At 56.9% G+C, this 23,544-nt stretch carries 23 protein-coding genes; 4 read left to right on the plus strand and 19 right to left on the minus strand.

What is annotated here, in order from left to right; genetic code table 11:
* Positions 1 to 42: 42 nt before the first annotated feature.
* Entirely contained in the window at positions 43 to 543 is a 501-nt protein-coding gene (locus ACQUQU_RS04835; RefSeq protein ID WP_430462119.1) for a hypothetical protein, read from the plus strand.
* An 81-nt stretch (positions 544 to 624) separates the two neighbouring features.
* On the opposite strand, the gene ttcA is transcribed toward ACQUQU_RS04835, so the two are convergent.
* The 17 genes from ttcA to ccoN all read right to left on the minus strand — a co-directional run bounded on the left by ttcA (position 625) and on the right by ccoN (position 19,199).
* A complete protein-coding gene (ttcA, locus tag ACQUQU_RS04840; RefSeq protein WP_430462120.1) occupies positions 625 to 1,476 on the minus strand; it encodes a tRNA 2-thiocytidine(32) synthetase TtcA in 852 nt (283 codons plus the stop codon).
* Positions 1,477 to 1,544: 68 nt separating this feature from the next.
* Entirely contained in the window at positions 1,545 to 2,039 is a 495-nt protein-coding gene (locus ACQUQU_RS04845) for a hypothetical protein (RefSeq protein ID WP_430462121.1), read from the minus strand.
* Between the two features lie 271 nt (positions 2,040 to 2,310).
* Complete coding sequence (locus ACQUQU_RS04850) at positions 2,311 to 3,402, minus strand: porin (RefSeq protein WP_430462122.1); 1,092 nt, start codon at positions 3,400 to 3,402, stop codon at positions 2,311 to 2,313.
* 9 nt (positions 3,403 to 3,411) lie between these two features.
* Complete coding sequence (locus ACQUQU_RS04855; protein ID WP_430462123.1) at positions 3,412 to 4,023, minus strand: DUF4956 domain-containing protein; 612 nt, start codon at positions 4,021 to 4,023, stop codon at positions 3,412 to 3,414.
* Positions 4,024 to 4,033: 10 nt separating this feature from the next.
* Complete coding sequence (locus ACQUQU_RS04860; protein ID WP_430462124.1) at positions 4,034 to 4,879, minus strand: polyphosphate polymerase domain-containing protein; 846 nt, start codon at positions 4,877 to 4,879, stop codon at positions 4,034 to 4,036.
* Complete coding sequence (locus ACQUQU_RS04865; protein ID WP_430462125.1) at positions 4,869 to 6,596, minus strand: CotH kinase family protein; 1,728 nt, start codon at positions 6,594 to 6,596, stop codon at positions 4,869 to 4,871. The genes ACQUQU_RS04860 and ACQUQU_RS04865 overlap by 11 nt, the downstream gene beginning before the upstream one ends.
* Positions 6,597 to 6,795: 199 nt before the next feature.
* Positions 6,796 to 9,543 (minus strand): LuxR C-terminal-related transcriptional regulator, encoded by a 2,748-nt coding sequence (locus tag ACQUQU_RS04870; protein WP_430462126.1) that lies wholly within the window; start codon positions 9,541 to 9,543, stop codon positions 6,796 to 6,798.
* Between the two features lie 97 nt (positions 9,544 to 9,640).
* Positions 9,641 to 10,417, minus strand: coding sequence for a fumarate/nitrate reduction transcriptional regulator Fnr (fnr, locus tag ACQUQU_RS04875; RefSeq protein WP_430462127.1), 777 nt, complete (start codon positions 10,415 to 10,417; stop codon positions 9,641 to 9,643).
* Positions 10,418 to 10,505: 88 nt separating this feature from the next.
* The gene (locus ACQUQU_RS04880) at positions 10,506 to 11,168 is read right to left on the minus strand and encodes a sulfite exporter TauE/SafE family protein (protein WP_430462128.1); all 663 of its coding nucleotides are present in this window, start codon (positions 11,166 to 11,168) and stop codon (positions 10,506 to 10,508) included.
* On the minus strand, positions 11,165 to 11,368 hold the full coding sequence (gene ccoS / locus ACQUQU_RS04885) for a cbb3-type cytochrome oxidase assembly protein CcoS (RefSeq protein ID WP_430462129.1): 204 nt from the start codon (positions 11,366 to 11,368) through the stop codon (positions 11,165 to 11,167). Before ccoS ends, ACQUQU_RS04880 begins: the two co-directional genes overlap by 4 nt.
* 3 nt (positions 11,369 to 11,371) lie before the next feature.
* Positions 11,372 to 13,813 (minus strand): heavy metal translocating P-type ATPase, encoded by a 2,442-nt coding sequence (locus ACQUQU_RS04890; protein ID WP_430462130.1) that lies wholly within the window; start codon positions 13,811 to 13,813, stop codon positions 11,372 to 11,374.
* Complete coding sequence (locus tag ACQUQU_RS04895) at positions 13,810 to 14,307, minus strand: FixH family protein (protein WP_430462131.1); 498 nt, start codon at positions 14,305 to 14,307, stop codon at positions 13,810 to 13,812. The genes ACQUQU_RS04890 and ACQUQU_RS04895 overlap by 4 nt, the downstream gene beginning before the upstream one ends.
* A gap of 114 nt (positions 14,308 to 14,421) precedes the next feature.
* Entirely contained in the window at positions 14,422 to 15,828 is a 1,407-nt protein-coding gene (gene ccoG / locus ACQUQU_RS04900; RefSeq protein WP_430462132.1) for a cytochrome c oxidase accessory protein CcoG, read from the minus strand.
* Positions 15,829 to 16,039: 211 nt separating this feature from the next.
* Entirely contained in the window at positions 16,040 to 16,960 is a 921-nt protein-coding gene (gene ccoP / locus ACQUQU_RS04905; protein ID WP_430462133.1) for a cytochrome-c oxidase, cbb3-type subunit III, read from the minus strand.
* A gap of 2 nt (positions 16,961 to 16,962) precedes the next feature.
* Positions 16,963 to 17,139, minus strand: coding sequence for a cbb3-type cytochrome oxidase subunit 3 (locus ACQUQU_RS04910; RefSeq protein ID WP_430462134.1), 177 nt, complete (start codon positions 17,137 to 17,139; stop codon positions 16,963 to 16,965).
* Between the two features lie 5 nt (positions 17,140 to 17,144).
* The gene (gene ccoO / locus ACQUQU_RS04915; protein WP_430463014.1) at positions 17,145 to 17,750 is read right to left on the minus strand and encodes a cytochrome-c oxidase, cbb3-type subunit II; all 606 of its coding nucleotides are present in this window, start codon (positions 17,748 to 17,750) and stop codon (positions 17,145 to 17,147) included.
* 15 nt (positions 17,751 to 17,765) lie between these two features.
* Positions 17,766 to 19,199, minus strand: a complete 1,434-nt coding sequence (gene ccoN, locus ACQUQU_RS04920) for a cytochrome-c oxidase, cbb3-type subunit I (protein ID WP_430462135.1) — start codon at positions 19,197 to 19,199, stop codon at positions 17,766 to 17,768.
* Between the two features lie 339 nt (positions 19,200 to 19,538).
* On the opposite strand from ccoN, the gene ACQUQU_RS04925 reads away from it, so the two are divergent.
* A complete protein-coding gene (locus ACQUQU_RS04925) occupies positions 19,539 to 20,165 on the plus strand; it encodes an alpha/beta fold hydrolase (RefSeq protein WP_430462136.1) in 627 nt (208 codons plus the stop codon).
* A 185-nt stretch (positions 20,166 to 20,350) separates the two neighbouring features.
* Here ACQUQU_RS04925 and ACQUQU_RS04930 read toward each other — a convergent pair whose 3' ends face one another.
* Complete coding sequence (locus ACQUQU_RS04930) at positions 20,351 to 20,632, minus strand: antibiotic biosynthesis monooxygenase family protein (RefSeq protein WP_430462137.1); 282 nt, start codon at positions 20,630 to 20,632, stop codon at positions 20,351 to 20,353.
* Positions 20,633 to 20,888: 256 nt separating this feature from the next.
* Between ACQUQU_RS04930 and ACQUQU_RS04935 the strand changes: the two genes are divergently transcribed.
* A complete protein-coding gene (locus tag ACQUQU_RS04935; protein ID WP_430462138.1) occupies positions 20,889 to 22,370 on the plus strand; it encodes a hypothetical protein in 1,482 nt (493 codons plus the stop codon).
* A gap of 63 nt (positions 22,371 to 22,433) precedes the next feature.
* Positions 22,434 to 22,826 (plus strand): DUF3127 domain-containing protein, encoded by a 393-nt coding sequence (locus ACQUQU_RS04940; RefSeq protein WP_430462139.1) that lies wholly within the window; start codon positions 22,434 to 22,436, stop codon positions 22,824 to 22,826.
* 217 nt (positions 22,827 to 23,043) lie between these two features.
* On the opposite strand, the gene ACQUQU_RS04945 is transcribed toward ACQUQU_RS04940, so the two are convergent.
* Positions 23,044 to 23,490 carry a hypothetical protein gene (locus ACQUQU_RS04945; RefSeq protein ID WP_430462140.1) on the minus strand — a complete coding sequence of 149 codons (447 nt, stop codon included), beginning with the start codon at positions 23,488 to 23,490 and terminating at the stop codon, positions 23,044 to 23,046.
* Between the last annotated feature and the right edge of the window lie 54 nt (positions 23,491 to 23,544).

The raw sequence follows: 23,544 nt of genomic DNA on the forward strand, positions 1-23,544 counted from the left end.
GACGGTGGCTTTCTGCTAGCCTTATCAGGAATGGAGGTGGTCATGCAGAACGCAACGCAAAACAGGCGCCTTACCGGTTTTCCGGCGGCTGCCGTCACGTGGGTATTCATAGTCCTGACGCTGGTTGCCACAGCGCCGCAGGCACTGGCTGAAGACGATCCGCTGACGGATGTGTACAAGCTGCCGGTGTGGATCGACGGGCTTGAGCGGGTATGCCCGTGGAAATCGTCCGCCGGCGAAGGCTATATCCGGGTGGTGCGGACCGATATGAACAGCCATCACGGTCTGTATCTGCAGTGGGTGCGCAAGGGCATTGCCGGCGCACCGACACAGGCGACCTCGACTGTGCTGGTGGAAGAGCTGGAAAAGCAGTATCAGGTGCGTCTGCAGATGCCATCGGCGCGCCTCAGCAGCGATGCCTGCCATCTGGGTATGCTGGGCGAATCCATCACCACCGAACGCCGCTATCAGTTTGAGCTGGTCCTGAAAGGCCCGGGCAATTACACCCTGAACGTTACCCATCTGCTTGAAGGCGGGCTCTAGGTTCCGCCATCTTCCGGTCAGTGAAACTTCCATAAAAAAACGGCGCATCAGGCGCCGTTTTTTATGAGGTATCCGCAGGCGTCAGTCGACCTGAACCACATCCAGACGGGTAAACAGGTGACCTTTTTCCTGTTTATCCTGCAGGGTGACGAAGTCGAACAGCTCGCGGTCACCCAGCTGGGATGGCGCCACGTTGCACACGGCAGAGAAGATATTCTCGCTGCGGCCCGGTTGTTCGCGTTCCCACTGCGCCAGCATGTTTTTGATGTTCTGACGCTGCAGGTTTTCCTGCGAACCGCACAGGTTGCACGGAATAATCGGAAACTCTTTGGCTTCGGCGTAACGCTCGATGTCTTTTTCTTTGCAGTACGACAGCGGGCGGATCAGCACGTGTTTCTGATCGTCGCTCAACAGCTTGGGTGGCATGGCCTTCAGCTTGCCGCCGTAGAACATATTCAGGAACAGGGTTTCGATGATGTCATCGCGGTGATGACCAAGGGCAATCTTGTTGGCGCCGATGCTTTCGGCAAAGCCGTACAGGGTGCCACGGCGCAGGCGTGAGCACAGGCCACAGGTGGTTTTACCTTCCGGAATGATTTCCTTCACCACGCTGTAAGTGTCTTTTTCGATGATGTGGTATTCCACACCCAGAGTGGCCAGATACGCTGGCAGCACGTGCTCGGGGAAGCCGGGCTGCTTCTGGTCCATGTTCACCGCCACCAGATCAAAGTGCACCGGCGCGCTCTTCTGCAGACTCAGCAGAATATCCAGCATGGTGTACGAATCCTTACCGCCAGACAGGCAAACCATTACCTTGTCGCCTTCTTCGATCATGCGGTAGTCCTCAATGGCCTTACCGACATTACGACGCAGACGTTTCTGCAGTTTGTTGAATTCCAGCTGGGATTTGCGTTCAGCAACGGATTCGATCATAGAGCCACCCTGAAAAATTGCCCGCGCTTTATACCAGAGTGGCGGCTTTGAAGGAACCGGCTGACAGTTCAGGCAGCGGCTTCGGCGGTGCGGGCAACTTCGCGCAGACGATCGCAGGCGTCGTCGACGCTGAGCGGGCTTTTCGGATGGTAGTAACGCTTCCACAGCCGTGCGAGTTGCGCAGCATCGGCAGACGCCGGCAGCTCAAAGTCGTCGTTGCGTTGGTAAACAAACCAGGCGATGGCGGTGGCGTACGACAGATTGGTGGTCAGCTCGGCGTGCGGATGCTCGAGAAAATCGTGCTGACTGGCCAGACCACGCACGGTGCTCGCCAGTTCGGGCGTGTGCGCCAGATATTCATCCCAGACATGACGGTGGGTCAGACTGTGGATCTGGTACAGACCCAGCCCGCGCTGCCCGTCGGCCTTGATATGAGAACCCAGTCCCGATTCCAGCGCCGCCGTGGCCAGCAACAACTGCTCTGCCACCGGAGAATGCACCCCGATGCGTTGCAAGGTTGGCTGGATCACCCAGCGCATGAGTTCTTTCGCACATATGCCCATAACGTCCTCCTGCTACGGGTTATCGGCTGACATCGTCCGATACTGACAGCTTAGAACAGAACATTTTATGCGCTCATTTTTTATACCAATGGCTATGTTCGTTCGGTGCCGGAATTCAGACAGCCGGTGAATACCTGCGGAGTTCGGTGCATATCGCGTTCCAGTTTTGTGTCAGGGCAAAGGAAGGATGTCGCGGCTGGGTTTGTCTCAGTGCCATAAAAAAACCGGCCAATGGCCGGTCAACTTGCAGGCAACTGCGTTTATGAAGTGGTCAGAACACGTAGCGCAGCCGGGCCGATACAGCTTGCCCCCGTGCCTGTTGGTCTGTGGCGCGGGCGCTGATTAATTGTCCGGCCGCTTCACTGAAGGTCACATTGCCGAGCAGGCTCAGGCGTGACGTGACGTAGTAGTTGAGTCCGGCCATGACATTGCTGACCCGGGCACCGTACCCCTGATCCTGCAGATCCAGAAACTCAGCCCGGATTACGAAATCCCAGCTGTCTGCCAGTGCTTTCCGGCGGGCATCCATGCCGAAATCCTGCAGGCGGTAACTGCCGTGTGAGTTGTACACCCACTGCCCATAGCCGCCGTGAAAAGTAAACGCATCACCTGAGGTCGAATTTACCTGAGTCAGCCAATACTCGCCGGACCACCAGCCTGATGGGGTGATCAAGGTCACGTCCGATTGCAGCAGTGTCTGTTCGGCCGCGTAGAAACGCGGGCTTCTGATCACTTTGTCGGACAGGTGTACCGCCGCTTCTGTTTTTATCTGAAACAGGTCGTCGTTCAGATTCCGGTGTTCGCCGGCTATTGCCCATAACCAGCGCTGCGACGCTGGCGACAGTGCCAGACGCAGCTGGCTGCCCTGATAGTCATCGTCATTGACATAAGCGGCGATATCCAGACGCCAGATGCTGTTTTCCGGTTGCCAGCGCAGTCCAGCGAGATTCTGGTGGCCGGCAGAAAATGCCCGTACCGGAAGGCTGCGGTCGATCACCGGCAGCGTGTCATAGCTCAGGTTATCTTCCTGACTGGTGGTCAGCTCACTGCGCCCGAAACGGACATGGCCGGCGTTGAGTTTGACACGGGCTTCTACGTCGCCCCATTGGCCGTGATCCGTCTGCCATTTGTATTGTGCTTTTACCCTGAACCTATCGTGTTTCCACGCGGGGCTGATACTCAGAGAGCGCAACTCACCGTGCAGGGTATCGGCCGCGTGACTGCGGGTGTCGCCATCTTTGATGTAAAACTCGTCAAAATAGCCGGCATCTGCCAGCACATACCCGTTCACACTCAGTTCACTGGCGTGACCGTTTGCGGATAACAGCAGGGTATAAAATACGGCGGTTAAATACGGCTTCATAGCCATTCCTTACGGCTTTATCTGTGACGACAGGGCGTGGGTGCGGATTGTCTGTGGCTGCGGTGCTTTGCGGAATTGCACCCGCAACCGGGCGCAGTCACGCAGAAAATCGACTTCCACAATATCAACCGACGTGATGTCCCAGCCGGTACGGCGGGTAAGGTCGGCTAAGAGAGCCGATGTATTTTCAGGCTTTATATTGTCGATGAGGTCATATTCCAGAAAACGTTCTTCCTGTTTCTCAAACAGCAGATTGGTTTCGAGGATAAACGCGACCAGAAGCAACAGCGCATTGATGGCAATCAGCGCAGCCCAGGGCAGAGCCGATACCGCATTCAGAAGCGCCATGGCAATGGTCAGAAACAGGTAGGTCATTTCTTTTACGCTGATCGACTCGGTGCGGTAGCGCAGCATGGAGAACACGGCGAATAAACCAAAAGCGAAACCCATGGATATATCGCTGTTGTGCAGCAGAGATGTCACCACAAAGACACCCGTACCGAAGGATACGAAAGCCGATGCATGGGAATAGTGGCGGTTAAAATTAAAGTAGCAAAGCCGGATGAGTAAGAGGCTGGCCATTAGCTGTATGGTGAGCGTGATGATGAAATCCTGATGCATTACTGGCTCCTTAGTATTTCTCTGCGGTCCGGTGGAAGGCTCTGGTTTGCCATTTAAAACGGTTGTGTTTAATGCCGGGTACCTCTGTAAACAAACAACCGTTGCAGTATTTACTGAAATTAATGCTGCGCTGGTGGGCCGCTTTCAGGGCCTTAAATATCGGCGTTGAGAGGTCGGTTTTGTTTTGTTTGATTTCAATAATGATCACTCTCGGGTCGCCGAACGTTTTGTGGCTCTGGCATCGCCGGAAGGTCAGGGCGAAATCAAAGGTAATACGCTCCGGCGGTGACAGCCCGAGCAGCGTACAGCGCGTATAACCCACATCCAGTACCGGGCCGAGCTCGCTTTCCGTTGGCAGAAGGCTTGCTGCTTCGCGGCTGAAACCGTACGGCACGCGTTCGCGGATTTTGATCGTGCGCGACTGGTTGGTTTTGGTTTTGGTTTCCGCAAAGCGCTCGCCCGTCGTCAGATATTCCCGGATGCGGAACTTCTGACGCGGCAGTGCACCGTTGTGATGGGCCGTATAAAAGGCCATGTCGGTGGTGTCGTAGTAGGTTGTGCGGTACGCCAATCCGGCCTTGCCCTCTATCCGGAGTACCGAATAGTGCGCCTGGCAGGCATGCAGAATGTCCGGCAAATCGCGGATATGAATCAGGTACTTTGTATCCACCCGGTTCATGAGCGGCACCGCATCCTGCTGTATCAGGCTGTGACCCCGGAAGGCAAAGAAATAATGTTCAGCCAGCGGATACTCTGCACTGAATGATGGGGCCTCTGCGTCTGACAGCATGGCGCGGTTATCCAGCATGGCGCGGTTATCCAGCATGGCGCAGTTGTCGCCGGCCTTATTCTTCATAAACCCGCATACCCAGAGAAAATGCGGCCGAAAATTTACCCGCCGCAGGATCGAATTCGGTCAGTGTCAGTTGTCCGCTTTCACCGGTGCCGAGCAACACCAGATCGTTGCCGCTGTCCACCCGGAACAGCATCAGGCTGTTGGCAAAGCCCTGCAGTGAATGGCTGCCGGTGACCGCACTGCGTTGCTCAAGGGACAGCTGCAGAACGTAGGGTTTGAAACCGCTGTTGCCGTCAACACCGATCACTGTGAGCGCCTGCGTGGCAGGTGCGGTACTGTCGTCTTTCCGGTAGCTGATGCTGTCGACACCGGTTGGCCCCATGCTGGCCCAGAGGATATTGGCGGTGACCGTGGCTTTACCGGGCAGCGTGAAGGTGAAGGTGCCTTTGTCGGTTGAGTTGGAGGCACTGAAATCAGCGGCCAGATCAAACATCGACGGGTTGCATACAGAGGCTTCGTCGGCGTAGCGGTAGTCGGTCTGATCCGTGGCGCCGGCAGCGATTGCCGTCTGCAGGCGTGTGCCCCACGAAGGCGTCTGCTCATCACCGCTGATAAACGATTTGAGTTGATTCAGCGCCGCGTCTGGCACGGGAACCGAAGCTGTGATGGTATTTATCCGGTTCAGTAATGCTTGCCCGGAGGCGGCGCCGCTCAGCAGGTTCGCTACAGCGGTTTCATAGCGCTGGCGCAATTCGGGAATTTCGTAAAAGCGATAGGCAAGGCCATGGGTTTTATACACCGGGCCAATACCCGGCTTCAGAATAAAATCGCCGGTGAACGAGGCGTCTGTGCCCCAGGGAATAAAATGAAAAAGACCGTCGCCATCGTCGTGGTAGAGGAAATAGTTGTTGCTGTTGCCTGTGGTGGAATCCCAATTGCCCAACACACTGTCGGCAGCCCACAGCTGAATAAATTCGTCGATGTCCACCTGTGCCTGCAGGGATTCCAGCCAGTTGTCGTCGGCGCTGGCCAGTACATCCGCGACACGTTTCAGGTCCGAACGGTTATTTTCGCGCTTATTGGTTTTCAGCTGAAAACGGTCGTTGAGATGCTCGCCGAATTCGGCCATCTGGGCTTCGTACAGGTTGCCGCTGTCGTTGCCAAAGGTGCGGGCTAAAAAGGGTTTGCCGATGCTCTCAACGTGGGTGTACACCCCCATATCTTCACCGTTAACGTACACCCGTGCCCAGCTGCAGCGGGGCACGTTAAGACCCGCCGCTGCGTAGATGTCGTACGCCAGACACTGACGAACAACGGCCGGGTCCTGGCGGTTATTGTTCAGCGTCATTTTTTCCAGTCCCTTGGCCATCTGTCCTTCAATAAATTCACTGAAGTCGAGTTTGAACGATGGCTTTTCCGCACTCAGGGAACCCAGAAATCCTTTTTTGCGCACGGATACCTGACGGATGGTCTCGCCATCGATGTTCACGGTGGCCAGAAACTGGGTGTATTCAAACGCATCGTCCGGACAGTAGCGGAGGGCATCGCCCAACGTGCGTCCTTCCTGGGCCAGTGCGGCATAGTCTTCGTCTCCCATGTCGATCTGCACGATCATTAGCCGCGAACGGTCGAACGGGTCGCTGCTGACCAGACTGAGATCGCCCGGGACAAAAAACTCGTCATTGTCGGTGCTGGCGGATTCTCCCGCTCCGCAGCCCATCAGCAGCGTGCTGTGTCCGAGCAGAAACAGATACAGCGCCTTCGTCAGTGTGTTCATGTAAGCCTCCCTGAATGAACTGTCAGGGTATGGGCTGGCGCAGGGTGGGGATGCCGCCGAAAGGTGCAGGCGCGGTCATAAAAGTGTGACGCATTTCACATTTTAAGGGTGCAGGCGCGCACGTGTTGGCGGTGCTGGCGCACACCCGGCTCAGGATCATGCGGTGGCTGGTTATGGTTGGAGGGGCCGACTCCGAGGTTCAGGACAGCGTCTGAAACAGCAGGGCGGCCTGCGTGCGGCGGTTGATGTTGAGTTTGCTGTACAGGTTCTGGATATGACGTTTAACGGTCGACACGGCGATATCCAGCTCGCTGGCGATTTCGCGGTTGCTGAGGCCCCGCGCCAGCCCTTGCAGAATTTCCTGCTCGCGTGGCGTCAGTGGTTCGTCGAGGGGGCGTTTTGCTAATGGCTGCAGTGGCGGTGACAGATTGCCCGCCGCAGGCGGGGGAACCGTCGCCGACCTTGCCTGCGTAAGGGGTATGCCCGGCCAGTCCGTCTGGCGGCGGCTCTGCCATGACAACAGCCATTGGCCATGAAGTTGATAGCCACTGTGCACCGTCAGCCGGTAGCCGGCGGCATGGGCGATATCGAACGCCTGATCTGCCAGTGGTTGCGGGTCTTCTCCCTGCTGGGCCTGATGGGCTGCTTTCAGAATCAGCAGGCCGTACTGGCGCAGCGTCAGCTGTTCTTCGCAGGCGGGCTGGTACAGGCGTTGCCAGTCTGGCTCTGCATCCTGTCCCATCATGAAATGGGCTGCGCACAGCAGAAGGTCGTGCAGGTAGCGCGCGACGGCGCTGGAGGACGGTCGTTCTGGTTCCTGCTGTGCCCATTGCAGCAGCGCAAAGCGGTTGCCGTTGTGCAGGTGAAACCAGAGACGAAAAAGTGAGGTTGCCGGCATGACGGAGCTGTCGCGGGCATCCGCCGACAGCGTATTTTCAAACGCGTCTGCCGCATCCAGCGTCAGGTCTGCTTCCTCGGCATGGCCAAGCAGCATGTGCCACTGCGCCAGCAGATGGTAGCGGTTGTAAAGCCATTCTCTGGGTTCAACCCAAAGCGGGTTTTGCGCGGCAATGTTGTTAAAGCATTGGCGGGCCTGATCATGGTCGCCGCTTTCCATGGCCAGCAAAGCCGAGGAGCCCAGCACGGCAGTCCAGGCTGGTGCTGGCCTGAAACCTTGTTGCTGCAACCAGCTCAGCTGTTCCGCCAACTCTTTCCGGGCCAGAGTCAGATCGCCCAGTTGATAGCGGGCATTGGCCAGCCACGGCAGGGTCGCCAGCAGGCAATACACATTGTTCTGCTGCCGGGCTGAGCGGATGGCTTTTTCGCCCACAATCACAGCATCGCGGACCTGATCGTCGAGAAACAGTGAGACGCACCGATAGTGCTGCCACCAGTCGGCCAAGGGATGTTCATCGCCCGGGCGTAGGGAAAGGGTCGGGCTGGCTGTCGCCGGCTCAGTGCGGTGATAAAGCCCTGCCAATGCACTCAGCAACTGGCGTGCATACTCCAGACTTTGCCACTGTTGTTCATTCGCAAGCCCGGCTGTTTGCCACGGAGCGCCGGGATTCACAGAGATCGCGTCATCCATCCGCTGCCGCACAGCTTGCAGGGCGGTGCTCATGGCCGGCTGGTCCGCCCGCAGGAAGCGGATCTGAGCCTGAATCAGACTCAACAGCGCCGACTGCTGTTGCTCGTGGACGGGGAAACGGTCAAGCACCTGCTGCAGCGCCTGAACGTCACCCTCGCGGATCCAGCGTTCGTAGCAACGCGCCAGCAAAGCAATGGCCTGTGACCATTCGTGCAGCTCCAGCGCCAGACCCAGTGCTTCCGGGAAGCGTTCTGCCGCCGTCCAGAACGACAGAATCTGCTGGCGGCGGGCGGCCACGACGGACGCCGACACGTTCAGTGCCGAGTCGGAGATCCATTCGGCAAACAGGGAATTGAGCTGATAGCAGCGCTGGGCCTGTTGCTGCTGAATACTGATCAGTGTCGAGCAGGGCGCTAAAGCCCGGTCGATATCGCTGGCCATTGGGTGGATTTGCTGCAACAGACGCATTGGGCAATACGGCCCCGCGATCGCCATGGTCAGCAACAGATCCCGGGTGGCGTCCGGTAAGGATTGCCAGAGTTCGTCCTGCAGATAATGCCCCAGAAGCCCATGCTGGCGGCTGACGTCCGGACTCGCAGGCGGCAGGGCGTGGTGGTCTTTGCCCGGTCTTACTATCAGTGATACCGCGGCCGGCCAGCCTGAACTGGTCTGCAGCAGCAGGCGCCGTTCGTGGTCGTCAGGCTCCGGCAGATCGAGCCTGTGGTACAGGGCACGTATTTCGTCATCGTCGAAGGCGAGTTCAGAGCCCGTAATCAGCAGCGCCTGCTGGTGGCTGAGGCGCCGGGCGAATCCGGCGGGTAACGCGCCCCGGCTGGTCAGCAGCAGATGGAGCCAGTCGGGTGAGTAATCGATAAAGCGATCCAGACCGCTGAGGATTGTCGAGTCGGTCAGAAAGTGCAGGCCATCGATCACCAGCGTGACCGATGCCGGGCGCAGCCGATGGCGGGTGAAGCGGTGCAGGTCCTGCAGCAGCAGATCGACCAGCTGGGTTTCATGGCGGGGATCGCCCTGCGTGTCATGGCGAAGCAGGTTCAGTGCTGTCACGCCGATCTGAGCATCGATACTTTGCAGGGCGGCGAGCATGTAACGCCAGAAAACGGGTACATGGTTATCCAGCGCGTCCAGCGTTAACCAGCAATAAGGTGCTGTCCGGCTGCACACCAGGGTGGCAGCCAGTGCGGATTTGCCATAGCCGGCCGGCGCCTGCAGCAGGGTCGGCAGGCCGTTTCCCGTTTGCAGCCTCTGCAGCAGGCGTGGTCGCTCGATCCAGAGTTCGCTGAAGGTCGGCTGCAGTTTGCTTTCAACGATGATGCTCATGCGGTGTCTGTTGTCGTCCATAACGGCCTGAAGACTAAGGCGAATAGCCGGTCGCTTCAATGCCTTTGGCAGGCATAAAAAAACCGGCCATTGGCCGGTTTCTTTTTATGCGCGAGGATCAGTCCTCGGCGTGTCCGCACTCTTTTGCCGAGTCCGGATTCAGACCGGCCATTTCGACCAGCGCGTCGGCGTCCAGCAGAATCACTTCTTTGCCCTGAGTTTCAATCAGCGCGTTTTTCTGGAAGCGGGTGAACACCCGGCTGATGGTCTCTACCGCCAGACCCAGATAGTTACTGATGTCGACACGGGACATCGGCAGACGGAAATGGGTCGCCGAGAAGCCACGGCGGGCGTAACGCTGGGAAATATCGAGCAGGAAAGAGGCTACGCGCTCTTCCGCGTTCTTTTTGCTCAGCAGCAGCATCATGTTCTGGTCGTGACGGATTTCGGTGCCCATGGTGCGCATCAGCTGTTTGCGCAGGTCCGGCAGGTCATCGGCCAGAGTTTCCAGCTGGGTCAGCGGAATTTCACAGACAGTGGTGGTTTCCAGCGCTTTGGCGGTCAGCGGGTAGTTGCCGTTGTCGTAACCGGCCAGGCCGACCAGTTCCGATGCCAGATGGAAACCTGTGATCTGTTCTTCGCCATTACTGGCCAGTGTGTAGGTTTTCAGCGCGCCGGTACGGACTGCAAACACCGACTGGAAAGGCTCGCCTTGCTGGAACAGCAACTGGCCCTTCTGAATCGGACGGCCGCGGCGGATGATGTCATCCAGACGCTCCATGTCCGAGTCGTTCAGTGACAGAGGCAGGCACAGCGCGTTCAGGGAACAGGTCTGGCAGTGCGGTTGAGTGCCACGCAGCGGGGCGTGTGGAGCATGAACTGGCGTCGGTTTCATACGGGGTTCCTGAATAACACTCCCAAAACGGGAGTGGCATTACTGGCTGAAATTTCGGCGACTATGGTGGTTACTACTGGCCTTTATGTCAAGAATGGAACCAGACCACCCAAGCGGTCCAGATACCATAACTGATCAGTAATAAACCCGCCACCCGGCGCAGATGCTGATTGGCAAGCAAGCCGGTGAGTAAATTGCCGGCCATTGTACTGGCAAACAGGGCGGGCAGGGTGCCAAGACCAAAGGCGAACATGGCGGCGGCGCCCATAACCGGCTGGCCGTTGGCGGCCACCCAGCTTAAGGTGCTGTAAATCAGACCGCACGGCAGCCAGCCCCACAGCATGCCCAGCAGCAGCTGATCGCCGAGGCGGGAAGATTGCATCATGCGGCCGGTCATTGGTTGCAGACGCTTCCACAGATGCTGACCCAGTTGCTCGAAGCGGGTCAGCAGCACCGACCAGCGGGCAACGTAGAGTCCCATCAGAATCAGCATCACGGCGGCGACGGTGCGCAGGGCGAGCATCAGGCCGTCATTCAGGCTCTGCAGCCACAGACCTAAGCTGCCTACCAGCAGACCTGCCAGCGTATAACTGAGGATGCGTCCGCCGTTGAACAGCAAGGCGGCACTGACGCGGCGCTCACCGGCGCGGGCGCCGAGGGCGGCGGCGATGCCACCGCACATAACCACGCAATGGCTGGAGCCAAACAGCCCCAGCAGGAAGGCAGTGAACAGAGAGAGGGGTTCGATCATACCGGCTTGTCGGTGTCTTTTTCCGTCCGCTTGGCGTCGGCTTTAGGTGGCGTTGGCTGATCGTCGTCGTCAAACAGAATGCGGTGGGCCGGGGATTCCATGTCTTCAAACTGGCCGCTTTTTACCGCCCAGAAGAACACCAGCACGGCAATCCCGATCAGCAGAATCGACAGCGGAACCAGTGCGTAAATCACATCCATACATCAGGCCTCAGAACGGTTAACGGGCAGCCGGGTCAGGCGCAGGGCGTTGGTGACCACAATCAGCGAGCTGGCCGACATGCCAATGGCCGCCGCCCATGGCGGTACAAAGCCTGCGGCAGCGACCGGCAGCGCGATCAGATTGTACAGCAAAGCCCAGCCGATGTTCTGAATGATGATACGGCGGGTTTTGACGGCGCCATCCAGAGCCGTCAGCAGAATTTCCAGCCGGCCGTTGGTGAGCATGGCGTCGGCGTTGGTCTTGGCCAGATCCGAAGCTTCGTTCACGGCCAGGGCAATGTTGGCGCCGGCCAGCACGGGCACGTCGTTGATGCCGTCGCCGACCATCAGAACCACTTCGCCGGCGGCCTGCCAGTTGCGCACGGCCTGCAGTTTTTGCTCGGGCGATACGCCTTTCTGCAAATCGTCGATGCCCAGTTCACGGGCGAGACGTGGGCCGGATTCACCCGGATCACCGGTCAGCAGGGACACTTTGATGCCGCGCTGCTTCAGACCATCAATGATGTCGGCGGCGTTGCGGCGCAGGCTGTCGTTCAGGCGGAACCAGCCCAGCGGTTGGTCGCCGTTGGCCAGCAGCAGCCACTGACCGGGCAGACTCATATCGGGTTGCGGCAGGTGGGCGTCAGGCCAGGCAAAGTCTGCCCGGCCAAAGCGCAGCGGTGCGGCGTTGTGAATCCCCATGATGCCCTGACCGGCAAACTGCTCGACCTGAGTCACGTCGGCGGCGCGTACGCTGCGGAAGGCGCGGGCAATCGGGTGGGTCGAATGCTTCTCTAAGCCTGCCACCAGGGCCGTCAGCTCAGCGTCATTCAGATTCGCCAGCGGAACCACCTGCTCCAGCGTCAGGCGGCCTTGCGTGAGGGTGCCGGTTTTATCAAACACCACGCGGTTAACCTGTGTCAGGGTTTCCAGTACATGACCTTTGCTGATCAGTAACCCCCGCTCGCGCAGGGTTGCGGTAGCGGCTGTCAGGGCGGTGGGGGTGGCCAGCGACAGCGCGCACGGGCAGGTCACGACCAGCACGCTCAGGGCGATAAAGAACGCGTGGTCGTCACCGCGCAGGAACCAGAAGGTAAACACCGACGCGGACACCAGCAGCACGGCCAGCACAAAGCGGCTGGCGATGCGGTCGGCGATGAGGGCTGCTTTCGGTTTTTCCTGCTGTGCTCGGTCCATCAGACGCATGATGGTCGACAGCTGAGCTTCGGCACCGGTGGCGGTCACTTTCATCAGCATCGGACTTTCGACGTTAAACGTGCCGCCGATCAGAGCGTCACCCGGCTGTTTGCGGATGGGCAGATACTCGCCGGTCAGGGCGGCTTCGTCGACGGAGCTGCGACCTTCAGTCACGATACCGTCGGCCGGAATGGCGTGGCCCGGTTTCAGACGCAGCAGGTCGCCGGTCATGATGTCTTCGCTGCTGATGACCTCTTCTTCGCCGGCTGCATTCACGCGCAGGGCAATATTGGGCAGCAGGGTCAGCAGATTATTGCCGGCTTTGCCCATGCGGTGACGGGCGCGCATTTCCATAAAACGGCCGAGCAGCAGGAAGAAGGTGAACATGCACACGGAATCAAAATAGATTTCTTTGCCCATGTTAAACGTGCTCCAGATGCTGGAGCAGAAGGCGAGGGCGATGGCCAGCGACACCGGCACATCCATGGTGAGATGGCGGGTTTTCAGGTCGCGGTAGGCGGCATCAAAAAAGGGCCGGGCGCTGAACAGCACCACCGGCAGCGTCAGCACCATGGACGCCATACGCATAAAGAATTCGTACTGCTCGGCCATGCCCACATACAGCGGCACCGCCAGCATCATTACCTGCATGGTGCCGATGCCAGCAACGGCCAGACGACGGATAGCCAGTTTGCCTTCGCGGTCGCGTTGTTCTTCGTCCTGCGTTGCCGAAAACGGCGAGGCTTTGTAGCCCAGACGGTAAATGGCTTCAGCGATGCTCGACACTTTGATGGCGTCGTATTGCCAGCGCACGACCAGCCGGTGAGTCGATAAATTCAGCACCGCCTGTTCAACACCGGGGAGCTGACCGACCCTGTGTTCAATCAGCCAGGCGCAGGCGGCACAGCTGATGCCATCGATGATGAAGGTGGCTTCCGCCAGATTGCCTTGCTCGCCCTGATTGCGCGCCACAAAGCGGCGCTGCAGGGCATCGCTGTCGTAGAGGGTAAGGGATTCGCGGGCGGTGAGGTCTTCTTCGGCAAAATCCGCCGGGGTTAATTCCGGCAGATGGGTGCGGTGGCGGTAATAGTCTTTCAGACCACTGGCGACGATGGTTTCGGCAATGGCTTTACAGCCCGGACAGCACATCGCCCGGGACTCGCCATCAATCATCACCGACCAGCGGCTGGCGTCCGCGCCGGGTTCGCCGCAGTGAAAGCAGCGTTCAGATTCGGACGCAGCACTCATTTGGCAGAGAAATGAATCGTCTTACCGTTTTCCAGAAGTTCGGTCGTGCGCACACGCCAGCCCTGTTCGCCGCTCTGCAGCCACAGGTGACGACGTTCCGGTAGGTAGATTTCGTTTACGCCTTTGTAGGTGCCATCGTCCATACGCTGCAGCAGCACGGTGGCGTCTTTTTCCTGCAGGGTTGGGTGAATCAGCTGCAGTTGCAGGGTCTGTGGTTTTTCATCCAGATAACCTGCGATGACGACGCTGATTTCGTCCAGCGTGAAGGTAGCGTCGGCGGTTACCTGCAGACGTTTGGCTTTGTCGTCGGCAGCCAGATTTTCGGTGTAGCTCACGCCGTCTTTGTAATAGCTGTCACTCACCAGAGAATCTTTGCTGTCCAGCGCCAGCTTCAGCATCACCATGCCCCAGACCACTGCAATCAGCGGAATGCCCGCTACCAGCAGGACCATAGGTTCTTTGTACCAGGGGGTGTTTTTTTCTAGGGATTTCATGGGCAAGGGCTACCTGATTCGGCAATAAAAAAACCGCCCAAGTGTAACCACTCGGGCGGTCAGTCTCCAGTATGGTTTTGTCAGTTACTCCGGCAAAACCGACTGTTTCCCGCTTTACTGACGCGGAGCAATAAAGCGGGTCTGTTCGCGCACGATTTCTTCGCCGGTTTCAGCGTCTTTCACCACAAAATCGATGTCGATTTTACTGCTGCTGACTTTCACTTCGGCCGGATCCATTTCCAGTGTTACCAGCACTTCTTTCAGCTCGTTCACATTCAGGAACTGCTTGCGGTCGGCGTCCATGTTCAGGCCGTCGAGTCCTTCGACTGACAGCAGATATTCGTGCGGTGCCTGCGACATGTTCATCAGCTTCAGCGTGTACGAGTTGGTGACGGTGTCGTTGACGGTCACCTGATACAGAGCGCCACGGTCGCGTTCAATGTCCAGACGGAAGCCTGTGCGGGTCAGCAGTGCGTAGGCGAAGGCGCCGAGCATCACGGTCATCACCAGCGCGTAACCAATCAGACGTGGACGGAAGAAATGGGTTTTCTGACCTTCCAGCTCGTTTTCGGTGGTGTAACGTACCAGACCTTTCGGCTTGCCCAGTTTTTCCATGATGGAGTCACAGGCGTCGATACACAGCGCGCAGCCAATACACTGGTATTGCAGGCCGTCGCGGATATCGATACCGGTCGGACATACCTGTACGCACAGGGAGCAGTCGACACAGTCACCGAGTTTGTTCTGATCTTCGGCGTGCTCTTCTTTTTTGCTGCGTTTGCCGCGTGGTTCACCCCGGTTGTAGTCGTAGGAAACGGCGAGGGTATCGCGGTCGTACATCACCGACTGGAAGCGGGCGTACGGACACATGTAAATACACACCTGCTCGCGCATCCAGCCGGCGTTCAGGTAGGTCAGAACGGTGAAAATACCGATCCAGATATAGGCCCAGTGATTCGCCAGACCCTGAAAGAAATCCGGTACCAGATCACGGATGGGGGTGAAGTAACCGACGAAGGTCACGCCGGTCCAGAACGCGACAATAATCCAGCCCAGATGCTTGAGGGATTTTTTGCGCAGTTTTTCCGCGCTCATCGGTTCTTTGTCGAGTTTCATGCGCGCGTTGCGGGTGCCTTCAGCACGCTCTTCGATCCACATGAAAATGAACGACCACACCGACTGCGGGCAGGTGTAGCCACACCAGATACGGCCGGCCATGTTGGTCACGGTAAACAGACCGAAGGCGGAAATAATCAGCAGCCAGGACAGCAGCATAAAGTCCTGTGGCCAGAAGGTGATGCCGAAGACGTGGAACTGGCGCGCGGGGAGATCGAACAAAACGGCCTGTCGGCCTTCCCAGTTAAACCAGGCCGTACCGAAGTAAGCCAGCATCAGCGCCCACAGGGAATAGGTACGCGTTTTCTGGAAAAAGCCCTCAATTTCACGCACGTAAATCTTCTTACGTTTTTCGTACATGCTTTGGGTTTTGGGTGTGACGTCTTTGACCGGAATTTCACTCATAACGGCAAATCACCTTGGTTGTATGTGCGGAACGGCGCTTTGCGAAACCAGAGACGGAGCTGGGCTCCACAGCGCTCTATATAACGGAGCAATTATATAGTTTATTGTTTGCTTCAATAACGAAAAAAGCGGCTTTACGCCGCTTTTCTCGTGTTTCATTGCCTTAGCTCAACCTTGTTCATCGTAGCGATTAACAGGGTTTCAGGCCCGTTTACTTGTTGGACAGAGAGTAAACGTAGGTGGCCAGCAGATGAATCTTGGCTTCAGCATTGTTGCCCAGAATTTCTGCGTGCGCTGGCATCTTACCGTTGCGACCGTTCTTCAGAGTGAATTCGATCTGCTTGGAAGAACCACCGTACAGCCAGATGTCGTCGGTCAGGTTAGGAGCGCCAACCAGCTGGTTGCCTTTGGCGTCCGCACCGTGACAGGCGGAACAGATCTGCTGGAACTGAGGAGCGGCTTTGGCAGCGGCTTCTTCGTCGTGCTTCAGGCCAGACAGGCTGCGAACATAGTTAACCATGTTGGCAGTGCCTTCTTCACCCAGTACAGCGCCCCAAGCAGGCATTGCACCCTGACGACCGTGAGTAATGGTCTGTACGATGTTCTCAGGAGAACCACCATACAGCCAGTCGCTGTCGGTCAGGTTAGGGAAGCCCTGAGCGCCTTTGGCGTTAGAGCCGTGGCACACAGCACAGTTGCTCTTGAACAGACGCTGACCAGACTGCAGGGCCGCTTCGTTGTTCATCAGCTCCGGAATCGGGGTGGCTGCGAATTCGGCGTACAGAGGTTCGATGGTTTTATCGAACGCCTGAACCTCGGCTTTCCACTGGTTGGTGGAAGTCCAGGTTACCTGTTCGCCGTCAACTTCCACAGTCAGCAGACCGTCGAAGTTACCCAGACCGTAGGTGCCCAGATAGCCAAAACCAAACACGATGGTGCCCCAGAACATCATTACCCACCAGCGTGGCAGCGGGTTGTCGAGTTCCTGAATACCGTCATAGTCGTGACCAGTAGTCTGGTCAGTTTCTTCTTTACGCTGGCCGCGGCTGGTGTACTGAATCAGTACGCCGCAACCAATGATGGATCCCAGTACGATAGCGGCGATCCACACTTGCCAGAAAGTGCTTAACATAATTACTTACTCCGATCTTTATCGCCGTGCGCGAGTCCGTCTTCGTCTTCGAGGAACGGAATCTGCGCATCATCGTCAAAGCGCTTGCGGCGGCTGGAGCCATAGGCCCACCAGATGATTCCGCTGAAAGCTACCAGGGCGAAAATGGTGCCCAGACCACGCACGTCGTTAATATCCATGGGGATTACCGTTTAGTGACCACAGTGCCCAGGTGCTGCAGATAAGCAACCAGAGCTTCGATTTCAGGCTTACCATCGACCGCTTCTTTAGCACCTTCGATGTCCGCATCTGTGTATGGCACGCCGACCAGACGCAGTGCTTCCATTTTCTTAGGTGTCAGACGACCGTCTACCTTGTCTTCGAACAGCCATGGATAAGATGGCATGACGGACTCAGGTACAACGTCACGTGGGTTGTACAGGTGAGCACGGTGCCATTCGTTGGAGTAACGACCGCCTACACGGGCCAGATCCGGACCGGTACGCTTGGAACCCCACAGGAACGGGTGCTCGTACACGGACTCGCCGGATACGGAGTATGGGCCGTAACGTTCAGTTTCTGCACGGAACGGACGAACCATCTGGGTGTGACATACGTGGCAGCCTTCACGGATGTAGATGTCACGGCCTTCCAGCTGCAGGGCAGTGTAAGGTTCCAGACCTTCAACAGGTTTGTTGGTGTCTTCGTGCCAGAACAGTGGAACGATCTCAACCATGCCGCCCCAGCTCAGGGCGATCACGATCATTACCACCATCAACGGCAGGCTTTTCTCAATAGTATCGTGCTTAATCATATTCCGTACTCCTTATGCCTGAGCCGCTACAGCGTTGCCGGCTTCTTTCTTGGCGTCGCGCACAGTCATGTACACGTTATAAGCCATGAACAGCATACCCAGCAGGAACAGAGCACCGCCCAGAACACGGACTGCATAACCAGGGTGAGAAGCAGCAACAGACTCTACGAAGCTGTAGGTCAGGGTGCCGTCAGCGTTAACCGCACGCCACATCAGACCCTGCATGATGCCGTTTACCCACATCGCAGCGATGTAGAACACGGTACCGATGGTAGCCAGCCAGAAGTGAGTGTTGATCAGCTTGATGGAGTGCATTTCACCGGCTTTACGACCGAACATGATCGGAATCAGGTGATACATAGCACCGATGGACACCATAGCAACCCAGCCCAGAGCGCCGGAGTGAACGTGACCAATGGTCCAGTCAGTGTCGTGAGACAGAGCGTTTACAGTCTTGATGGACATCATCGGGCCTTCGAAGGTAGACATACCGTAGAAGGACAGAGACACCACCAGGAAGCGCAGGATAGGGTCGTTACGCAGTTTGTGCCATGCACCAGACAGCGTCATCATACCGTTGATCATACCGCCCCAGCTTGGTGCCAGCAGGATCAGAGACATTACCATACCGGCAGTCTGAGCCCAGTCAGGCAGAGCAGAGTAGTGCAGGTGGTGACCACCGGCCCATACGTAGATGGAGATCAGGGCCCAGAAGTGCACGATGGACAGACGGTAAGAGTAAACCGGACGGCCAGCCTGCTTAGGTACGAAGTAGTACATGATGCCCAGGAAGCCCGCAGTCAGGAAGAAACCTACCGCGTTATGGCCCCACCACCACTGGATCATGGCATCAATGGTGCCCGGCCAGATGGAGTAAGACTTGGTCAGGGAAACCGGAACTTCCAGGTTGTTACCAATGTACAGGATCGCGATCATGATCATGAACGCAGCGAAGAACCAGTTGGCAACGTAAATGTGGCTTTCCTTACGGATAGCAACGGTGCCCAGGAAGTTCACAACATAAGCCACCCACACCAGTGCAACCAGAATGTCGATTGGCCATTCCAGCTCAGCGTATTCCTTCGCAGAAGTCATACCCAGAGGCAGAGTGATTGCCGCAGCAACGATAATGGCTTGCCAGCCCCAGAAGGTGAAACTTGCCAGAGTGTCTGAGAACAGACGGGTACGGCAGGTACGCTGAACGATGTAGTAGGAAGTAGCAAACAGAGCGCTACCGCCGAAGGCGAAGATAACCGCGTTGGTGTGCAGCGGACGCAGACGTCCGAAGGACAGCCATGGCAGGTCAAAGTTCAAAGCAGGCCATGCCAGCTGGGCAGCGATGAGGACACCGGCCGCCATGCCAACAATGCCCCAAACTACGGTCATGATGGCAAATTGTCTTACCACCTTGTAGTTGTACTCGGGATGGTCAAATGCTGTGCTCATGATCAGATTCCATTTAACAGCGGGATTGAGGGTTAAAAAATCCGGCGCAATTATGGTGTCAGAGGTTGTCTAATGCAATCAAACACCGGAAAAACACCTGATTTTACAGCAGGTTAACCTGCTTTTATTGGGGTTAATCATCAGTCGTTGAGAACGTCTCGCAACTAGGCGTTGTTCCGGGCAACTGACCGTCACCTCCTCCAGTCGCGGATGCGCAAAAAGCGTATCCTGTTCATGGACCAGCAAATCATAAGGAACTGGCGCCAGTTAACCTTGATATAACGCAAGAAGCGCTGGGGACAGGAATCAGAATTTCAACCGCAGGAACAAAACCTTAGCATGACAGCCGATATTCAGCTTTGCGGTCAGGCCGACTGGCCCGTTTATGTTTTCGCGCACGGTGCGGGCGCCGGCCAGAGCAGCGATTTTATGCAGGCCGTAACCGCCGGACTGAACCGACGCGGTATTGCTGTTGCCCGCTTTGAATTTCCCTACATGGCACGCATGCAGGCCGAAGGCACGCGCCGTCCGCCGGATAAATTGCCAGTACTCGACGCCCATTATCGCAACGTGCTGGCGCAGCTGAACCGCCCCTGTGTCATTGGCGGAAAATCCATGGGTGGTCGCGTGGCGTCGCTGTTGCTGGCCGACGACAGCCTGACCCAGGTGCTGGGGTGTGCCTGTCTGGGTTTTCCGTTTCACCCCGCCGGCAAGCCCGACACACTTCGTACTGAGCATCTGAAGCAACTGACGAAGCCGTTATTGATGGTGCAGGGCACCCGGGATGCGCTCGGTAATCAGCTGGAGGTGGCGGGTTACAACCTGTCGCCGGCAATTCAATGGTTATGGCTCACCGACGGCGATCATGACCTCAAACCACGTAAGGCATCAGGCTTTACGCAGGCGCAGCACATCGACGCCGCCTGTGAACGCGTTGCGCAATTTATAAACAGCCTGAGTTGTTAGTGCTTCTATATATAAAGAGCGGGTTTTAAAGGGGCTCCGGCTGATTAAAAAACAGGCAGGGGCTGGCGAAGTACATGGCCCAATCAGCTGGCCGGCGGACGTTAAAACCTGTTAGCAAGGCGTGAATCGCGGGCAATAAAAAAGCCGCCATCGGGCGGCTTTTTTGCGCTGCTTAAAACAGACGATCACGCCGTCAGCAGCGTCACCTTCTCCTGCTGCTGCAGAATCGGCGCAATGGCCGCCAGAATCGCCGCGCGCTGGCTGGAGTGCTTCCACATATCCCACGCCTGCTCACTCTGCCAGGTAGTAATAATGAAGCGATGGCGGCTGTTGTTCACATCCTTATAGTTCGCGCCCGACACATAGCCGGTGGCTTCCACCATAGTGCGCAGCATGTTCTTCATGATCTCTTCATACGTGGATTCCATGCCTTCGCCGATCTCACGTTCAATAATTACCTTAATCATGGGGTTTCTCTGAGTTAACAATGGCTACGTCATTACGGTAGGGGCCTGAGGCTGCAAAAGCAACGGCGATGGATCAACAAACGGAAGGATTTCCCGAGTCTTCCTCACCGATTGGCAATACGCGCCGCTGGTGCTGGCGGAATTGTATTCTGCACAGCCAAGTCCGCTGACATTTTTACTAATAGCGCTGCCCCTCATGACTTCTGATTTTTCACCGATATAATCCGCGCCGAATTCACTTAATGATCATTCAGTAATGGCCATGGATACCCACAACAACGTTAAGTCATCTGTAAATCCGGTGCAGAAGAGCATTCTCACGGTTTATCTGTCGTTAAAAGCGGTGCTGGCAGGTGCGGTGCTGTTGTTAAGCGATGCCGTCACGCTGCTGAAATCGGCGGTTAAGGTGGCAGGAGGAAAGCTGACCGGCGTGCGCGAGTCGCCGAATGTTGTGCAGTGGCATGGTATCCCGTCGGTGCTGAATATTCCGGCAGACGCCAATCTGGATTTCAATTTCTGGCGTAAGCCCACGTACATTGTGCCGACACTGGCCGGTATGGTGAAAATCAAGCTGCGCTGGTTGCTGGAAGAAAAGCGGGTAGAAGTGATTCCCGACGATTATCTGATGAAGTGGGTCACCCACGGTCCGCTGAGTCGTCTGGCGGCCATCGACGGCCAGCAGGTGCAGGTCGATTTTTCGGTTATTGATCAACTTACCTTCGATGAAGATGCGTTTTTAACCGCTGGCATTCTGCGCTTTGAACTCGGTAACCCGTCATCGCTGAGTATTGAATTTACCAATGGCGAACGCTACACGCCGGCAGACGGTGCGCACTGGGCGCTGGCCAAACTGCACATGCAGGCCGTTGCCAGCTTTATTATTCCCGGGCGTTTTCACGGCAATATTCATCTGGGCTTGCCTTGTGCCGCGGCCGCCAGTCTGTACCGCCTGAATAAAAAAGGCGCCTTGTATCAGCTGCTGGCGCCGCATCTGCGTTTTACCCTGCGCATCAATAATGAAGCGCTGCGGGTTCAGCGTTCGCTCGACCGCTCCAAAGCCTACGCGCCGTTTCCGATGGAGGGTGCCGATTTTGCCCAAAGCATTGCTGACGATACGGTTGAGCGCACCATTCAACCGGGTCTGCGCGCCCCGCACTGGTCACTGGCCACAGAGGCATTACCGTACAACCAGTTTGGTGACGCGTATTACCAGGTCATCCGCCGGTTTGTGCAGCAGGTTTTGGCCGAGGTTGATGCGGTGGAACTGAACGCCTGGTCGAATTATATGGCGGCCTATATTCCGAATTTTCTGCAGGCCGACGCCGCAGAAGCCATCACTACCCTGATCTGGCAGGTGAGTGTGCTGCATTCCGCCGATCATTACACCTTCGAGTTCCTGTTACTGAGTGAGCGTTACAGCTTTAATAAAATCCGCCTGAAAACGCCGGCGCAGTCGGGTATCCGTGCCGATCTGCCGGAAGCGCAGCTGATTGATCTGGCCTGTGACCCGGAAGACCGTTACCGCAGCAATGTGTTTGTTGCCACCTTTGTGCGTGGTCATAAACACCCGCTGTGGTCGAATACCATGAACAACCTCAGCTACCGTTTTACTGCTCCGGCGTTAAAGCTGGCGGCGGAAAGCTTTCAGCGTGATCTTCTGGCAACGGAGCAGCAACTTGAACAGAAACATCTGAATCTGTGCCCGCTTAATCATGTGTTTCAGAGCATTTGCTGGTAAGGCGGGCAACGGCAAAGGTCTGTGGTATGCTGCGGGCCAACGACTTATCCAGCAGGTATTGAGATGTCCAGAAACTTCGAAGCCCAGGGTGTTATTCACTCCATCGACGAAACCCGTTCTTACGGTGCCAACGGTTTCACCAAGCGTGAGTTTGTGATCCGTCTGACCGGTGATGGCGAAAAAGCCGAGTACCCGAACTTTGTGGCGCTGGAGCTTCTGAAAGACAAGTGCGCGCTGATGGATCAGTACCGTGTGGGCGAGGAAGTGAAGGTCACGTTTAACCTGTCCGGCCGTCTGTGGAACAAGCCGGGCAGCCCGGAAAAATGCTTCACCAGTCTGCAGGCGTGGAAAGTGGAACGCGCCGGAGCCGACGGCGGTTTTGGTGGTGGTTTCGCGGGCGGTGCGGATGAGTTTTCGCAGTCTATGCCTAACTACGATGACGACGTTCCGTTCTGATCCGGATGTTTTAAGAAAAGGCCGCTATGCGGCCTTTTTTATGGCGTCGTTCTTTTAAAAGCCTGAATTGTTTCTTAAGGGCCTGAACCGGTTCTCAAAAGCCTGCATCGCTTCTTAAAAGCCTACCTCGGCCCATGAAAACGTGCCTCGGCTCTTGCGTGCGTCGGCCCTTGAAAACGATAAAGCCTGCGTTTGCTGTTAATAACGTGTCACAGGTTCAGCGCGCCTCGGCGGTCAGGCTGCCTGCGGTTTTATCCGGCGCCATGCGCAGACGGCGATACCCTTCCAGCTGGGCGAGGCCCCACAGTATTTCCGGCAGCAAAAATGCCCCGATCAGCGCGCTGCCGTTGTGGCTGAATAACGTCAGCGCCATGTGCAGCGAAAACAGCAGGCGGGCAACGCCATCCATCAGTCCGAGCCGCGCCTCGGGGCGCAATAATCGCAGCAGCGACCAGACCACCACCAGGCTGCCCATCAGCTGTACGAATAATAAATGCACGGGCAAAAATGCCGGAAAAATGCCGGGCAGGGTGAGGGTCTGATGCATGTGCTGCAGTTGCAGCAGGGTAAAGGCGGCAAGGCCCGGAATGGCGAAGGCGCTGGTCACCAGCAGGTCGTAGGCGGCGCTCAGTTGCACCAGTTTCAGGTACTTTGGTTGTGTCATCTCAGGTTCTCCGGTTGAGTGAATCCTGAGTCTGCCGTCTGCCCCATAGGGCAG

The sequence above is a fragment of the Thalassolituus sp. LLYu03 genome (assembly GCF_050507655.1).
Classification (GTDB): domain Bacteria; phylum Pseudomonadota; class Gammaproteobacteria; order Pseudomonadales; family Oceanobacteraceae; genus Venatoribacter.

What these genes read in the sequence shown, in the direction of transcription:
- ccoS (WP_430462129.1), bottom strand. Translation starts at nt 11,368, where the DNA reads ATGGATGTGATTTACGCACTGGTTCCGCTGTCGATTCTGCTGATCGGG.
- ACQUQU_RS04910 (WP_430462134.1), bottom strand. Translation starts at nt 17,139, where the DNA reads ATGGATATTAACGACGTGCGTGGTCTGGGCACCATTTTCGCCCTGGTA.
- ACQUQU_RS04870 (WP_430462126.1), bottom strand. Translation starts at nt 9,543, where the DNA reads ATGGACGACAACAGACACCGCATGAGCATCATCGTTGAAAGCAAACTG.
- ACQUQU_RS04935 (WP_430462138.1), top strand. Translation starts at nt 20,889, where the DNA reads ATGGCCATGGATACCCACAACAACGTTAAGTCATCTGTAAATCCGGTG.
- ACQUQU_RS04845 (WP_430462121.1), bottom strand. Translation starts at nt 2,039, where the DNA reads ATGGGCATATGTGCGAAAGAACTCATGCGCTGGGTGATCCAGCCAACC.
- ACQUQU_RS04835 (WP_430462119.1), top strand. Translation starts at nt 43, where the DNA reads ATGCAGAACGCAACGCAAAACAGGCGCCTTACCGGTTTTCCGGCGGCT.
- fnr (WP_430462127.1), bottom strand. Translation starts at nt 10,417, where the DNA reads ATGAAACCGACGCCAGTTCATGCTCCACACGCCCCGCTGCGTGGCACT.
- ACQUQU_RS04890 (WP_430462130.1), bottom strand. Translation starts at nt 13,813, where the DNA reads ATGAGTGCTGCGTCCGAATCTGAACGCTGCTTTCACTGCGGCGAACCC.
- ACQUQU_RS04880 (WP_430462128.1), bottom strand. Translation starts at nt 11,168, where the DNA reads ATGATCGAACCCCTCTCTCTGTTCACTGCCTTCCTGCTGGGGCTGTTT.
- ACQUQU_RS04940 (WP_430462139.1), top strand. Translation starts at nt 22,434, where the DNA reads ATGTCCAGAAACTTCGAAGCCCAGGGTGTTATTCACTCCATCGACGAA.
- ACQUQU_RS04860 (WP_430462124.1), bottom strand. Translation starts at nt 4,879, where the DNA reads ATGAAGAATAAGGCCGGCGACAACTGCGCCATGCTGGATAACCGCGCC.
- ACQUQU_RS04925 (WP_430462136.1), top strand. Translation starts at nt 19,539, where the DNA reads ATGACAGCCGATATTCAGCTTTGCGGTCAGGCCGACTGGCCCGTTTAT.
- ccoG (WP_430462132.1), bottom strand. Translation starts at nt 15,828, where the DNA reads ATGAGTGAAATTCCGGTCAAAGACGTCACACCCAAAACCCAAAGCATG.
- ACQUQU_RS04850 (WP_430462122.1), bottom strand. Translation starts at nt 3,402, where the DNA reads ATGAAGCCGTATTTAACCGCCGTATTTTATACCCTGCTGTTATCCGCA.
- ACQUQU_RS04865 (WP_430462125.1), bottom strand. Translation starts at nt 6,596, where the DNA reads ATGAACACACTGACGAAGGCGCTGTATCTGTTTCTGCTCGGACACAGC.
- ACQUQU_RS04930 (WP_430462137.1), bottom strand. Translation starts at nt 20,632, where the DNA reads ATGATTAAGGTAATTATTGAACGTGAGATCGGCGAAGGCATGGAATCC.
- ttcA (WP_430462120.1), bottom strand. Translation starts at nt 1,476, where the DNA reads ATGATCGAATCCGTTGCTGAACGCAAATCCCAGCTGGAATTCAACAAA.
- ACQUQU_RS04895 (WP_430462131.1), bottom strand. Translation starts at nt 14,307, where the DNA reads ATGAAATCCCTAGAAAAAAACACCCCCTGGTACAAAGAACCTATGGTC.
- ccoN (WP_430462135.1), bottom strand. Translation starts at nt 19,199, where the DNA reads ATGAGCACAGCATTTGACCATCCCGAGTACAACTACAAGGTGGTAAGA.
- ACQUQU_RS04855 (WP_430462123.1), bottom strand. Translation starts at nt 4,023, where the DNA reads ATGCATCAGGATTTCATCATCACGCTCACCATACAGCTAATGGCCAGC.
- ccoP (WP_430462133.1), bottom strand. Translation starts at nt 16,960, where the DNA reads ATGTTAAGCACTTTCTGGCAAGTGTGGATCGCCGCTATCGTACTGGGA.
- ACQUQU_RS04945 (WP_430462140.1), bottom strand. Translation starts at nt 23,490, where the DNA reads ATGACACAACCAAAGTACCTGAAACTGGTGCAACTGAGCGCCGCCTAC.